This is a genomic window from Streptomyces sp. NPDC058674 (assembly GCF_042716505.1).
Taxonomy (GTDB): domain Bacteria; phylum Actinomycetota; class Actinomycetes; order Streptomycetales; family Streptomycetaceae; genus Streptomyces.
The window spans coordinates 1-13,324 of the sequence record NZ_JBHXSC010000087.1 but is presented as its reverse complement, the minus strand read 5'-3'; the positions used below and the strand labels follow the sequence as shown (position 1 = coordinate 13,324).

Annotated in this window: 17 protein-coding genes; 11 read left to right on the top strand and 6 right to left on the bottom strand. The window is 68.4% G+C overall.

Annotated elements, in window-relative coordinates; all coding sequences use genetic code 11:
• From ACFWU6_RS30410 to ACFWU6_RS30395, 4 genes are all read left to right on the top strand, one after another.
• Positions 1 to 559: tetratricopeptide repeat protein (locus ACFWU6_RS30410; protein ID WP_383984270.1), on the top strand; the 559-nt coding region annotated here is incomplete at its 5' end.
• Between the two features lie 138 nt (positions 560 to 697).
• Positions 698 to 1,288 (top strand): telomere-protecting terminal protein Tpg, encoded by a 591-nt coding sequence (tpg, locus tag ACFWU6_RS30405; protein ID WP_383984267.1) that lies wholly within the window; start codon positions 698 to 700, stop codon positions 1,286 to 1,288.
• A gap of 342 nt (positions 1,289 to 1,630) precedes the next feature.
• A complete protein-coding gene (locus ACFWU6_RS30400; RefSeq protein WP_383984264.1) occupies positions 1,631 to 2,170 on the top strand; it encodes a hypothetical protein in 540 nt (179 codons plus the stop codon).
• Positions 2,167 to 2,427, top strand: coding sequence for a hypothetical protein (locus ACFWU6_RS30395; RefSeq protein ID WP_383984261.1), 261 nt, complete (start codon positions 2,167 to 2,169; stop codon positions 2,425 to 2,427). Before ACFWU6_RS30400 ends, ACFWU6_RS30395 begins: the two co-directional genes overlap by 4 nt.
• A gap of 259 nt (positions 2,428 to 2,686) precedes the next feature.
• On the opposite strand, the gene ACFWU6_RS30390 is transcribed toward ACFWU6_RS30395, so the two are convergent.
• Positions 2,687 to 2,980 carry a hypothetical protein gene (locus ACFWU6_RS30390; protein WP_383984258.1) on the bottom strand — a complete coding sequence of 98 codons (294 nt, stop codon included), beginning with the start codon at positions 2,978 to 2,980 and terminating at the stop codon, positions 2,687 to 2,689.
• Between the two features lie 236 nt (positions 2,981 to 3,216).
• On the opposite strand from ACFWU6_RS30390, the gene istA reads away from it, so the two are divergent.
• Both istA and istB read left to right on the top strand, forming a co-directional pair.
• Positions 3,217 to 4,812, top strand: coding sequence for an IS21 family transposase (gene istA, locus ACFWU6_RS30385; protein ID WP_383984255.1), 1,596 nt, complete (start codon positions 3,217 to 3,219; stop codon positions 4,810 to 4,812).
• Positions 4,813 to 4,817: 5 nt separating this feature from the next.
• Positions 4,818 to 5,555, top strand: a complete 738-nt coding sequence (gene istB, locus ACFWU6_RS30380) for an IS21-like element helper ATPase IstB (protein ID WP_383984300.1) — start codon at positions 4,818 to 4,820, stop codon at positions 5,553 to 5,555.
• A 57-nt stretch (positions 5,556 to 5,612) separates the two neighbouring features.
• On the opposite strand, the gene ACFWU6_RS30375 is transcribed toward istB, so the two are convergent.
• Complete coding sequence (locus ACFWU6_RS30375; protein ID WP_383984252.1) at positions 5,613 to 5,840, bottom strand: hypothetical protein; 228 nt, start codon at positions 5,838 to 5,840, stop codon at positions 5,613 to 5,615.
• Positions 5,841 to 5,905: 65 nt separating this feature from the next.
• Positions 5,906 to 6,349 (bottom strand): DUF6461 domain-containing protein, encoded by a 444-nt coding sequence (locus tag ACFWU6_RS30370; protein WP_383984250.1) that lies wholly within the window; start codon positions 6,347 to 6,349, stop codon positions 5,906 to 5,908.
• A gap of 404 nt (positions 6,350 to 6,753) precedes the next feature.
• Between ACFWU6_RS30370 and ACFWU6_RS30365 the strand changes: the two genes are divergently transcribed.
• From ACFWU6_RS30365 to ACFWU6_RS30345, 5 genes are all read left to right on the top strand, one after another.
• Positions 6,754 to 7,188: a hypothetical protein gene (locus tag ACFWU6_RS30365; protein ID WP_383984248.1), complete on the top strand. Its 435-nt coding sequence runs from the start codon at positions 6,754 to 6,756 to the stop codon at positions 7,186 to 7,188.
• A gap of 225 nt (positions 7,189 to 7,413) precedes the next feature.
• Positions 7,414 to 8,052 (top strand): hypothetical protein, encoded by a 639-nt coding sequence (locus ACFWU6_RS30360; RefSeq protein WP_383984245.1) that lies wholly within the window; start codon positions 7,414 to 7,416, stop codon positions 8,050 to 8,052.
• Positions 8,053 to 8,388: 336 nt separating this feature from the next.
• Positions 8,389 to 8,622 carry a hypothetical protein gene (locus ACFWU6_RS30355; protein ID WP_383984243.1) on the top strand — a complete coding sequence of 78 codons (234 nt, stop codon included), beginning with the start codon at positions 8,389 to 8,391 and terminating at the stop codon, positions 8,620 to 8,622.
• On the top strand, positions 8,622 to 8,894 hold the full coding sequence (locus ACFWU6_RS30350; RefSeq protein WP_383984240.1) for a hypothetical protein: 273 nt from the start codon (positions 8,622 to 8,624) through the stop codon (positions 8,892 to 8,894). Before ACFWU6_RS30355 ends, ACFWU6_RS30350 begins: the two co-directional genes overlap by 1 nt.
• Positions 8,895 to 8,911: 17 nt before the next feature.
• Positions 8,912 to 9,436 (top strand): hypothetical protein, encoded by a 525-nt coding sequence (locus ACFWU6_RS30345; protein WP_383984238.1) that lies wholly within the window; start codon positions 8,912 to 8,914, stop codon positions 9,434 to 9,436.
• An 850-nt stretch (positions 9,437 to 10,286) separates the two neighbouring features.
• Here the strand turns inward: ACFWU6_RS30345 and ACFWU6_RS30340 are convergent.
• The 3 genes from ACFWU6_RS30340 to ACFWU6_RS30330 all read right to left on the bottom strand — a co-directional run bounded on the left by ACFWU6_RS30340 (position 10,287) and on the right by ACFWU6_RS30330 (position 12,061).
• The gene (locus ACFWU6_RS30340; protein WP_383984235.1) at positions 10,287 to 10,733 is read right to left on the bottom strand and encodes a hypothetical protein; all 447 of its coding nucleotides are present in this window, start codon (positions 10,731 to 10,733) and stop codon (positions 10,287 to 10,289) included.
• 195 nt (positions 10,734 to 10,928) lie between these two features.
• The gene (locus ACFWU6_RS30335) at positions 10,929 to 11,405 is read right to left on the bottom strand and encodes a hypothetical protein (protein WP_383984232.1); all 477 of its coding nucleotides are present in this window, start codon (positions 11,403 to 11,405) and stop codon (positions 10,929 to 10,931) included.
• Complete coding sequence (locus tag ACFWU6_RS30330) at positions 11,402 to 12,061, bottom strand: hypothetical protein (protein WP_383984229.1); 660 nt, start codon at positions 12,059 to 12,061, stop codon at positions 11,402 to 11,404. The genes ACFWU6_RS30335 and ACFWU6_RS30330 overlap by 4 nt, the downstream gene beginning before the upstream one ends.
• Between the last annotated feature and the right edge of the window lie 1,263 nt (positions 12,062 to 13,324).

Sequence of the window (13,324 nt, the reverse complement as noted above, 5' to 3'; positions counted from 1 at the left end):
GGCCGGGGACCGGGAGGGCGCCGAAGCCCTCGCCCGGCAGGCCGCCGACCACGGCAACACCGACGCCCTGCTTCACCTGGCCTGGATGCGGGAGGACGCCGGGGACCGGGAGGGCGCCGAAGCCCTCGCCCGGCAGGCCGCCGACCACGGCAACACCGACGCCCTGCTTCACCTGGCCTGGATGCGGGAGGAGGCCGGGGACCGGGAGGGCGCCGAAGCCCTGTTCCGGCGGGCCGCCGACCACGGCAACACCGACGCCCTGCTTCACCTGGCCTGGATGCGGGAGGACGCCGGGGACCGGGAGGGCGCCGAAGCCCTGTTCCGGCGGGCCGCCGAGCACGGCGCCACTGACGCCCTGTTTCGCCTGGCCTGGATGCGGGAGGAGGCCGGGGACCGGGACGGTGCCGAAGCCCTCTACCGGCGGGCCGCCGACCACGGCCAAACCAACGCCCTGCAACGCCTGGCCGAAAACCCAGGAATCTTCACCAGGCTGTGGCCGTATGGCCTGGACCCAGACGGCACACCTACATCTCCATGGCGCGCGTCCGTGTCCAATTAAGCGGAGCAGACACGTACCGCCGGGCACGCCGTAGGGATGCCGCCGTTTGCGGCTGGTGACAGAAGTCTTACCCGCACCCCCACTTGGGCGCGGCAGCCTGGCCTCCGTCCACAGGGGCACCGTGGCCTCCTTGGTGACATGAGCGATCATGAGCAGCAGCAGCCAGCCCCGCGCCGCGGCAAGGTCCTGGAGGCCCTCGCGCGGGCCGAGCGGAAGGTGTTCACCCGGCCCGCGCCGAAATCAGCGAATGCACAGGTGAAATTCCTCCTCACGCGGATGACGGGGTCAGCGAGGAGCCTGGCGGAGCGTGTGGGCACCTCAACCCGCACGATCGAGCGCTACCGTGCCGGGAAGCTGAAGAAGCCGCAGAAGCGGCTCCAGGCCGCCCTGGTGGAAGCGACCGAGTCCGAGTGGCAACCGCAGGTCAGAGCGCAGGCGCGCGCACAGGCGTCCACCTCCAGAGGGATGATGGTGGAGGTGACGGCGTACTTCGGATTCACCTGCACCGGCAGCTCTGACGATGGCCGCGAGCGCCAGATCACCACGGACATCTCGCCCACCTACGTGAAGCAGATCCTGGAGCTCCAGGCAGCCGGTGCGACGGAGGAGGAGCTGCATCCGATCGTCGCTGAGGCCATCACGGAGTCGTATTTCACGGAATGGGGCACACGGGCGGATGGCCTCCGCGCGGATTTCACGTCCGTGTCGTCAATCTCTTTCCGGTTCTGACCCGGCCGAATTCCGCACCTGCTATAAAACGTATCGGCGGGCCGCCGTACAGCGCTCTGGCGGCGGCCCGCTCTAATTTCTCACCCCGAATGCGAGGTCGAAGATGACCAGGATGTGGCCGCCCGGTGGCGGTACCCGTCGACCGCTCGCCCCGCCCGTGACCGCGCCCCGTGAGCCGGTCGACCCGGCCCGCATCGGCCGTCGCGTCGTACGGCGCCGGGCGAAGGGCATGGACGCCGGCGCGGTTGCGGCGGCCCTCGAGGACGCGCGGTTCGACGCCCGGCAGAACTCCCGGCACGAGGACCTGGGCGACGACGTCCGCGGCAGGGCGGAGCTCGCGGAGTGGGAGCGCCTGGACCAGCTGCCCGGCTCGCCGGCGGGCCGGGCACCGTCTACGACCCGGACGCCGACGACGTCGTCCAGGCCGAGCTCGCCGCCGACGCCGCGGCCGCCGCCGCCCGGGAAGCCGAGCTGCGGGAAGCCGCCCGGATCGCGGCCCGCGCCGACGAGCTCCAGGCGCTGCGCGACCTCGGCACGCTGGGTCAGACCGAGCCCCGCCACGGCGACGAAGCGGTCCGCGACGAGCTCACCCGCCGCGCCGGGTCGTACGTGCAGTCCGACGTCGACGCCTGGCTCGCCCGCGCCCTCGCCGCGCACCGCGGGCACTACGCCGACCCGGCCGCCCGTGAAGCCGCAGCGGGCCTCCTGCACCCGCCGGTTCTCGCCCACGCCGCGCTGCTCGCGGCGCTCACCCAGCTCGTGGCCGGCGTCGATGTCGACCAGCTGCCCTTCGCGGCCCGCCTCGCCACCGCCGACTCCGAGGCTGCCGGCGAACTCGCCGCGTTCCTCACCCGCGCCCTCACGCCGGGGAGCCGGGCATGAGTCACGGCCAGGAGGTCGTCGCCGTCTGGGAGGAGCACAGCGGCATCGGCCACCACTACGAGGAGCTGCGCGCCGACGGGACCGTTGACGCCTGGACCGAGCCGCCCTTCGGCGAACCGCTCTACCCCGGCCAGGGCGACCCCGACTACAACCCGATCTGCTCCTGCCCCGGGCCGTGGCCGCTCGCCTTCTGCCTCGACTGCGCCGGCTGCGACACGTGCGGGCAGTGCGACTGCTTCCCCCCGCGCCTGCTGTGAGGTTCACGCTGGGCGACGACAACACCTCACAACACCCTGTCGGCCAGCCTGTGAGCTGTGAGGCTAAATGCGGCTGTATGCCCTGTTTGCCTATGAGGTAGCAGGCTGTTTTCCCTGGTGAACAGCTTTCAGACCATCCGGCCTGTGAGCTGTGAGGCCCCAGACCCGCAACCTCGGCTGTCCTCTGACAGGTGATCTTGACCATTTGCCAAGTGATCGTGACGACCTGTTCGCCCGTCGGGTGAACAAGTCAGGCGCATCATGCAACCCGGTCCGGATGTGGCCGGAGCCGGGCGCTGAGGACTGTCTCGGCATGGAGATCGGCCTGGTCAAGGCCCGCACCAAGTCCTTCGGTGAGACGGTAGAAGAGCCCGCGCATTCCCAGCGGTCCGGTCTCGCCGGTGTCCGGTTGGGCGCCAAGCGCCCGCAGTTCGGAGTCGAAGCGGTGAGGGTCCTGGCCGGTGCGGTGCTGGGGCTCGATGCTGTCGACGGTCGTGCAATTCCCCATGAGTCGCGGTTTCGTGTCGGCGTAATTCCCCACCCAGATGGTCACGGGTCCCCATGGGGATGGTGACCGTACTCCGCGGCATGGACATGTCTGAACCGCAGTTGTTTTCGGTGTTTCGAGTGGTTTGATCTTCGAATCGCCACTCCTCGCGAATCGGTCGGGTTCCCCATGGGCATGCCGGTGCGGGGTTGAGGGTCCCGGCCATTTCGGCGCCGCAGCGTCCCTGGACCTGCGAGCCGAGAGGCCGACGGGCACACCGGATGGCAAGGAGAACATTCACCGTGGTCGACATCGTCGAGATCTACGTCCACTGGTACGCGGGCCGGTCGAAAAGCCAGCTGGCCACATCGCTGGGGCTGGACCGTAAGACGGTCAGGAAGTATCTGGTGCCGGCGGAAGCCGCCGGGATCGCCCCGGGCGGGCCGCCGATGAGCGAGGCGGACTGGGCCAAGCTGGTCAAGAGCTGGTTCCCCGATCTCGCCGGCCGGAGGCTGAACCAGCTGACCTGGCCCGAAATCGACCAGCACCGCGACTACATCAAGCAGCTGCTGGAGACCACCAAGGTCACCACGATCCACCAGCGGCTGAAGGACGAACAGAAACTGAAGGCCTCCCTCACCTCACTGCGACGGTGGGTACGCGAGAACCTCCCCGACGAGGCGGCCCGCTCGAGGGTGACGGTGCTGCGCGAGGACGTCGAGCCGGGCTCGGAGGCCCAGATCGACTACGGCTTCCTGGGACAGTGGATCAACCCACGGACCGGCAAACGGCACCGGATCTGGGCATTCGTCATGGTGCTGCCCTGCTCGCGTCACATGTTCGTCCGCCCCGTGACCCACATGGACCAGCACGCCTGGACCCTGGCCCACGTGGACGCGTTCCGCTACTTCGGAGGTGTCCCGCGCCGGCTGGTGCCGGACAACCTGAAGACCGGAGTGGACAAGCCCGACCTCTACGACCCGCGGATCAACAAGTCCTATGCCGAACTCGCCGTTCACTACGGGACTCTGGTGGACCCGGCCCGAGCCGCGCACCCCAAGGACAAGCCCAGGGTCGAGCGACCGATGCCCTATATCCGGGACTCCTTTTGGAGCGGGCGGCAGTTCACCTCCCTCGAGCACATGCAGGCCGAAGCCCTGACCTGGGCCAGGGAAACCGCCGGGCTTCGTCATTGCCGGCCATTGGAGGGGGCGGCCCCGCTTGCCGTGTTCGAGGCCGCCGAGGCCGAAGCCCTCCTCCCGCTGCCCGAGACATCGTTCGTGCTCGCGAAATGGTCGACCGCGACCGTCGGGCCGGACATCCACATCAAGGTCGGCCGCACCCTCTACTCCGTGCCCTGGAAGCTGATCGGGCGGCGGGTCGACGTCCGTTCCACCGCCACCATGGTGCAGGTCTTCCATGAAGGCGGCCTGGTCAAGACCCACACGGCTCTGGAGCAGGGCAAACGCACCGACACCAGCGACTACCCGCCTGAGAAGATCGCCTTCCAGATGCGGACGCCGATCTGGTGCCGCGGCCAGGCCTCCGAGGTCGGCGATGCCTGCCGCGAGGTGATCGACCAGCTCCTGGAGATCAACGCCCTCTACCGGCTCCGGGCCGCCCAGGGAGTCATCGGACTGCGCAAGAAGTACGGTGACCGACGCCTGGAAGCCGCCTGCGCGAAGGCCACCCTGGTCGGTGATCCGTCCTACCGGACCATCAAGGGCATCCTGGTCGCTGGCACTGAGAGTGAACCCGAACCCGATACCGGCGACGGCGGAGCCGCGGCGTTCCTCCACGGACCCGAGGTCCTGTTCGCCACCGGTATCCCCACCCAGACACCCGGCGAGCGTCACGATCACCAGGCGGACGGCGACGCCGAGGAGGCCGCACGGTGAGCGTGATGGACACCAGCCTGCGTGAATCGCTCAAGGTCCTGAGGCTTTCCGGCATGCTTGAGACCCTCGATGCCCGCTTGGCCCAGGCTCACGGCGGCGAGCTCGGACACCTCGATTTCCTCCAGGTCCTCTGCCAGGACGAGATCACCCGACGCGAAGCAGTTGCCTTCGAACGCCGCCTACGAAAAGCGAAGTTCGAACAACAGGTCACGCTGGAAGGCTTCGACTTCAACGCGTCCCCGAAGCTACCCGCGGCCCAGATCCGGGACCTGGCAGCCCTGCGCTGGCTCCACGCCGGCGAGTCCGTCATCCTATTCGGACCCGTCGGGGTCGGAAAGACACACGTCGCGCAGGCCCTGGGACACCTCGCGATCCGCCAGGGCGCCAACGTCCGCTTCGCCAAGACCAGCCGGATCCTGGCCGAACTCGCCGGCGGTCACGCCGACCGCACGTGGGACCGCCGCATCCGGGAACTCGTCCGCCCTGACCTGCTGATCCTCGACGACTTCGCGATGCGCCAGATGACCGCGCCGCAGGCCGACGACCTCTACGAACTGATCTCCGAGCGGCAGGGTCGCTCCGTAGTCATCACCAGCAACCGGGCACCCAGCGACTGGTATCCCCTCTTCCCCAACCCCGTCGTCGCCGAGTCCCTCCTCGACCGACTCATCAACGCCAGCCACCAAGTCATCATGAACGGCCCCAGCTATCGACCGAACAAGCGGCCCAAGACTTCGGCCTGAGGGAGCATCGCTGAGCAGCCCATCCAGCCCCTGGCATAACGAGCTCGATCCTGCTTTCTACTCGTCGGCCGCTGAGACCAGCGAGAGGCACTGGGGGCACCACGACTCATCAGCCACCTCAAGGCGCAGTGGGACATCGCGCTCGCCCGAGGGCACCGCCAGCCCCTCCTCATCACTGCACGCGATCGCCTGAAAATCGTCGACCACGGCACCGACCGGCACATGCCAGACCAGCCGGTCGGGATCGAGGCCGTATCCACGAACACGTTCTGACGTTGCGATCACGATCGTCTCCTCCTCCGACGGCTTCATACGAACCGCCAGTGACCCCATGCTACGGACACACCGCGTCAAGACACTGGGGAATTGCGTGACCGCCAGGACGGGGAATTACGTGACCGTCCACAGATGCCCAGGAGCGTGTGCAGGCCGGTTACCAGCTGCCCGTTTTCGGCATAGCGGAAGTCCACGAGGGGTTTCTCGTTGACGTGTAGGGACAGTGCGGCCGTCCCCGCCGAGAGCTCGCCGAGCAGGTAATCGTCCTCGACGCACAGCCAACTGCCGTGCTCCCATACCCAGGCCCACGACCCGTACCGGCCGGCGGTGACCACGTAGGCGTCGTCCTCGTAGAGCATGTCGCCGAAGTCCTCGTCGAAGTCCCCCTGGGTCCGCTCAGCGAGCGTGGCGGGGTCCGCTCCCATCCGTTCCAAGAGCTGCCGCGGAGTGAGGTCACGGGCAAAGGTGACGCTCACCAGCGGCAGGTCCGCCCCGTACATCCAACCCAAGCCACTCATCCGTACTCCTCCACGCATCGATCGACTTTCCCAGCGAGGCTAGACGGCCAGTGCGACAGATCAGCCCCTGCCGTTTCGGGGGCGCAGGATCAGCTACCCGGGCCGCAAGCCTCCTCTTCACCAGGCGATCAAGCTGACCTGACAAATGGTCAAGATCACTTGTCCGAGGGCATCGGCGTTCGTCACCCTCGGTTGCATACGGGGTGCAACACTGCTGTGCAACGCACTCGCGCAACACACCGCAACAGACCCCCTGTTGCGGGCCTGACCTGCGAAGACGCCTCCGGTGCAACGCGAGCAGGCATGTTGCACCCCCGCGTTGCATTCCTCCACCTCGCCCGGACGCCGATTGCCCACACGCCGCCACCCGTCACTCCCGCCCGACCACGGACGTTGTGCGGGACATGGACTGGAAGCAGCTGCTCAAAGACCTCGCGGACGCGGTGGAGCTACGCAATCGCAGGGTGGCGAGCCTGCGCACCGCCGGTTCCACCGTGGCCGAGCTGGCAGCGCAGGCCCTCGCAGCCGGCGCCCCGGACGCCCCCCTGCGCCGCATCCTGGCCACGATGGAACCGATGATCGAGCACGAGCGCCGACCGCAGCAGTCCACGACTGCGCCCGAGCCGCCTACGGCTCCTCCCAGGTACTCGCTGACGGAAGCGTGCGCGAAGAAGATCCTGCCCTGGACGGCTCCCACGGCTCGCAAGTACATGCGAGGGCATTCGCCGAAGCGTGGCATCCCAGTGCCGACCGGAAGCCTGGAGGGGAAGGCGACCCGCTATACCGAGGATGAGCTCACCACCTGGCTGTCGGCCTGGCAGCAGCAGGTTGTCCTCTGACAGAGAAGTTGGACGGCTTGCCATCGAAGTTGGACCGTCCGAGACGTCTGCAGCTCCGGGGGAGGGTGGCGCCGAAGTTGATTGGCGCCTGCGCCGGCTCGACGGCGACACCACGGCTTGGGCCGTGGGAACCTCAGGATGCGCCTGTGGACACGGGGAACAAATTGGTCGGCCATCCAGAAAGTTCCTTGGCCACCGATGGCCGCGAACGAAATCCTGTGCTCCATGAGCGACGAGACCGAAGCGCTGGACGACGTACTGAACCTTCCCCGCCCAGGGCACCCGCACCACGAGATCGCGATTCTCGGCGGGAGCCAGGAGGACGACCTGACCATCGCCGGCGGGTACTTCACCGCGGGAGAACTCGCGGCTACGAAGTTCTTCGCGAGCCCTGACGACGGTCTGGCTATCCCCGTCCTGTACCTGTACCGCCACAGCATCGAGCTGAGCCTGAAATGGCTCATCCGGCTCGCCGCCCGCTGCGCGCTCCGTGACGGCTACGACGGAGAGGAGAGGCTGGATGCCGAACGCATCGAAGAACGGTTGCGGAGCACTCACAACATCCGGCAACTCGCCGATTGCCTGGAGCGCTATCTGAACCTGCTCCGCCGCTTCGGCCCGGACAACCGCATCGACCCGGCCACCTGGAAGACGTTGAAGTGGCTCGATAGCGAGGATGAGACCGGCGAGGCGTACCGGTATGCCGTGATCGGCAGCAGGGAGCCCGCCCGCGCCCGCCCGGTCCAGGAGAACATCAACTTCTACGAGCAGGTCAATGCGCTCCATCGACTCGCGATCTCCCTCCGACACGGCTACTCAACCGTCCTGCACGAGTACGAACAGTTCCAGCTCGAGGGCTTCTGATAGCCGCAGCGGGTGTCTAACTTCCCTGGTCGCCTCGGCGAAGAGCCCGGCCTGGTGTCACGCTGACGGAGAGTAGCTGTCACGCATGCGCTCGGAGGTCAACTCTTATGTGTCACGCCGCCCTGAATCTGTCCCTGTTTGTCCGTTTCTCTGGGTCGTAGGGCTCTCCAGGGGCCGTTTTCGGGGTGGAGCGTGACACATAAGAGTTGACCTCCCGAGCGCATGTGAGCAGTACGGAACGTAGCCACGGAGACGGGTTCGGCCGGACTGGTCCCGAGCCCGGCAGCCCGGCGATACCGTGGTGAGACACGCCAGTTCTGCCCTCTGGAGCCCTCGATGAGCGAACAGCCGGCCCCCGCCGACACCGCCGCCCGGCAGCTGGATCCCGCGGCCGCCGAAGCGGTGCGCGCGTACGCGGCCAAGACCCGCGCCGACGCCGACCGGTTCGCCGCCGTCCTGGAGGACATCGCCACCAACGGCGTGCCCGACCCCGAGCAGTGCACCCCGTGGGAGGAGCTGCGCGAGGCCCACCTCACCCGCCTCGCCGCCCAGCGCCCGGCCGTCGCCTGATGCCCACACCGCACGGCCCGCGCCGCGCCCGGATCACGTTCTCCGACTCCGCCGCGAAGCAACTGGAGAACATCACCAGCGAGGCGGACATCCACGCCCTGGACCGCGCCCTGGTCGTCGTCTCCGTCGACCCCGAGGTCGGCGAGCCGATCCCCGGCAGCGCCGCCGGCCCCCAGCTGCGCGAGTACGCCGACGATGTCGAGCGGGTTCGCTTGCTGTACTGGGTTTCGGTTTTGCGGACCGTGGTCGTGGTCGCGTACCTCGAGGTCTAGCCGCCGAAGGAGCCGGGGTGCCCCACCTCATCCAGCAGCTCTCCGCCAACCGCAACCTTGGTGGGCTCCGCACCGGCCTGGCGGGGTGTTCCCTCCACGCCGCCACGCTCCGCGAAGGCCCGGCGCAGGACGACGGGCCGGGCGCGGCCTGGCTCGTGTTCCTGTGCCCCGCCCACTCTGATGACCTGCCCGCGTGGCCCGCAGCAGCGTCCCACCCCGACGACGGCTCGATGCCCTGCGGGACCGTCCTGGACTACCGCACGGCCGAGCAGCAGCTCCGGTCGCACGCCGACCTGTGGCTGACGACGCTGACTGGCGTGGACCCCCAGGCGCTGGGCTACGTCTGGTCCGACGTCCTGGACCAGGCCGACCGCGTGCTGCTCGCCCGGTTCGAAGAAGCCGGCGCCGAAGGCGAGGACAGTCCGCTGCAGAACATGCTGGCGGTGATGGGCCTGGCGCGCCGGGCCGCGGCTGAAGGCGACCTCGAACTGGCGGCAACGTCCCTGGGGCACTGCGAGACCCTCGCTCAGCGCCTGCTGTGACCTGGAGGGGTCGCTGGAACCTGTCGGCAGACGGCAGACCTCTCCGCATGTTCGTTGTTTGGTGAGGGATCGGGTCCGTCGTTTGGTGAGGAATCGCTCGCGTAAGAGGAATACCTAGGACTGACTGACCAGATGACGAGTGCGCTCTTCCTCACCCGGCGTAGGCGAGGTACCGGTAGTGGAAGCTGCGGGGACCTCGCTGACGCGAAGGTGAGATCCCGATTGGCTCTGGTGCGCAGCATTCGCACGGCCGGGCAGAGCTTGCCGCCGCGCCCGGTACCCGGGGGCCCACATGATCCTTCCCGGCGCTGTGCGGCCTCCTGCGGCGCTCTGAGCGCCTCTGGGTTCCCGAGAGACGATCACGAGGCTCTCACGCCCTCACAGCGGCGTACAGCGCCTCGGGCGGCCCCAGGGTCCGTGGGGCTCCTCGGCTGGCTCGCCGCGGCTCGTCCTCGGCGCCGGTGTTCTCGCTCTCCCGGCCGCGAGCTCTGCTCTCAGGGGGAAGAGAGTTCAACCCGCACATAGGTACTACAAGTACCTAACTACATTGGGGTGCAAGAAACGGCCCGGCCGCGACCCGCTCAGACGGCCTCCGGCGACTCCCCGGCGAGGGTCTCCAGCACCGCCCGGCCCTTGCACCCTTCTGCGCGTGCTGCCCGTCCTGCTGCACGGGCTGCTGCTCCTGGTGGCGAAGGGTGCAAGGGCAGCGGAGGGGTGCAAGACCGCTTGCTGCCCCGGTCGGCTGGCTCGCGGTGCAGCATGTGCTCGACCCGGGCGGCACACGGGTGCTGCACGGGTAGCAAGGCGGACCTCACCGGTGCAGCGCGGATGGCTGCTGCACCGGAGGCGGCTACGCGGACGCGGCTCCTGCAACCAGCTCCTCACCAGTCTGGCCGCTGCTCCGCCCGGTCGCCAGCAGAGCGCAGTTGAAGAGCGCGACAGGGTCGGCAGCAGCGTCCCGGCGCACGAGTTCGTACAGGCCCTTCATCGCTTCCCATGCTGCCGCGCGGTCGAAAGACGGTCCACGGTCGTCGCCGATTTCGGTGCTCAGGTGGGCGGCGAAGCCGAACTGGTAGTCGCGGGCCTGCTCCGCGGCGACCACGTGCTTGTGAGCCTCGCGGGCCGCGATGAACCAGTGCGCTGCCCGGTCCGTGCCCAGCTCGTTGACGACGATGGTGAAGAACGGGAGGACGTGCTCTGTGCTCGCTGGCCAGCTGCCGGCGGGCCAGCTGTCAGAGGGCGAGCCGTAATGGCTGCCCAGCTCCAGGGTGAGGTAGAGGCCGAAGTCGTGGGTCACCACTCACTCGTACCGCGCGGGCTGGCACTCGGGTGGGCGGCACGCGGCGCCGCTCTCGGGGAACGCTCGTACGGGTCGTCCTACCCGCGACGTTCCCCTCCAGGGGAACGATGTATCGCCCCGGCCGTACGTGTCCCGCACGCGAGAAGCGGCGCCGCACCGGTGGGTGCAACGCCGCTTCGGTGAGGCGGAAGGTCAGGTTCGCCGCCGGGCGGCGAGGTCGATGGGCGGCTCCAGCCGCCGCTGCCTCTCGGCAGCCTTGGCCTGCTTCTCCTCCTCGTACGCCTCGATCTGCTGCTCGTAGCGCTCTTGGAAGTCGGGGTGGTCGAAGCGGTCGTCGTCGTCCATCGCCCCGATGGCCTGGAGCTGCTCGGCTGGCGTTCGGAACCCGGCGATCAGCGGGCTGAGGCGGTAGGCGCCGTTGCCCTCCTTCCACACCATCCGGGCGAAGGCGAGGTGCTGGAGAGCGCGAGTGATCTTCGTCCGAGTGATGCCGAGCTCGGTGGCGAGGGTGCCGTGAGTGACCAGGCAGCGCCCGCCGGGCTCCTGACGGCCCAGGAGGTGGATCAGCACCGGGTACGCGGACGGCGGCATGCCCCGCGGGGCGAACACCAGAGCGTTGTTGGCCGTCCAGACGTACTCCGGCCCGACGTGCTCCACAGCGATCGTCATGACGTCCCATCCTCCTCGGCGCGGGCCTGGGCGCGCGCCTTGTCCTCCCGGAGAGGCTTCTCCTCCGGCTTCGGGAGCTGCCGCAGTTCCTTGAACACCTCGGGCAGATCCGGGTTGTCCTCGATGGCGTCCAGCAGCGAAAGCTGATCGACCTTCAGTGTCCCCTGTGCCCGCATACCCGCCTTCGGCTCCACCGGCACCCGGCCGCCCCGCAGCGAGAGCCTCGGGTGGAGCTGGTAGAGCCCGGCCTTCACCTTGGCGGTCACGCCCAAGGCCCCGGTGTCCTTGAGCGACCGGGAGATCTGGCTCTGCTTGACCTTCAGCAGGCCGGCCAGCTTGCTCTGCGTCGCCTCCACGGTCCCGCCGGGCTTCTGGATCCCCATCATCCTGATGATCAGCCGCAGGGTGACGATGTCGTCGCGGTAGTAGTCCGAGAGCCAGCACAGGAACGCCTGGCTGTCCATGACGAAGTCCTCGCCCAGGAACCCGTCGCTGGTGACCGGCGGCTCGACGCTGGCCCTGTAGCCGTCCGGCAGGTTGACCACATTGGTACGCCGCAGCGCCCCGGGCGCCCGGAACGCACTGGGCGGCGGAGGCGGCGGAGCTCCGGGCGAGGCCGGCCTCCGGCGCGGCTGCTGCTGAGGCTGTGCAGTCATCGCGGTGGTCCGCTCCTCAAGATCAGTAGGGCCAGGCAACGGCAGCATACGCGATTGTCTCCCTGGTGCACTTTCGTGTCTCCCCGCTGCACTTTCGGCGTGTCGTTATCACCCGGGGGTGATTTCTCCCCCCTCCCGACCCGTGAGTGGCCCCGACGACCGCCCCGCCCTCGAATGTCCCCCCAGTGCACAATCTGCCCCGCGGCCCCATGACACCCTCTGCCGGATTGTCTCCCTGGTGCACAAACCGACGTGGTTTTATAACCCCCGGGCGATAACTGGGACCTCGCTTTATCACCCCGGGGTAATACTCCCAGCGCCTTCAAAACGCGCTGACCTGGGACGATGTGGAATCTCGCTCCCCCTCTAGAGCGTGTGCGCGCGTAATACCGGATCGCGCGGCCGTGATCAACCACCGACACGCCGCAGTCTGGGGCCGGGGCTCCGGCCGTGTTCGCGGCCGACTGCGGGCCGGGCACGGAGGTGGCGGGCCAGGCTTCGCGTGCGGGTCCGCGCGCCAGCTGCGGACCGTAGGCGGCAGCAGCGGCTCTGAGTCTCGGGTGGTACCGGCCGTGACGATCAAAAGCGAGGAAGCGTGGCCGGTGCCGGTGGGCAGTTCCGCCGCCCGGCCCTGAGGGCCGTTTGGCTACGGTACCTCCGCACGCCGGAATTCGAACTTTCCGATATCTGAGGTACCGTTCTGTAGCTCGGGCCGCCAACTTCCCAATTCGTTATTCCTCGCGTGAGTGGTGGGAACCGAATTTAAGGGCTGACCTTGCATCAAAAGCCGCGCCCAGCCCAAGTGGTTGGGGGTGTCCCGTGTTTCCGCCAACGGTACATGCTGCATCAATCTGATGCATGCACTACACTGGAACTCACACGAACGAGCGACCCCCACCCCTCGTAGCCAGCCCGGCCCGCGCCAGCGGGCCCCAAGGTCCTGGAGGCGCAGCCGGAGGGACCGTCAGACGGGGGAGCGCAGCGGACCCGCCCAGGAGTGCGAAGCACTCCCCAACTCCCGCACTGGAGGCCCCACTAGCCGCACCGTCAGACCCGAGCAGCCCGCCCGCGCATCGCGCGGGCAGCCGGGCGCGCAGCGGCCGGCCCCACTGCCTCCTGCTGCGCAGCAGGAGGGAGGCGCCCACGCTCCGCGTGGGCAAAGGGAGCGCAGCGACCGCCCCGCTTGCACATCGCGCAGCGATGTGGTACCCGCGCCGGTCTCGTATACACAAATGAAGCGGCCGCCGATAGGGGGGGTGTTGT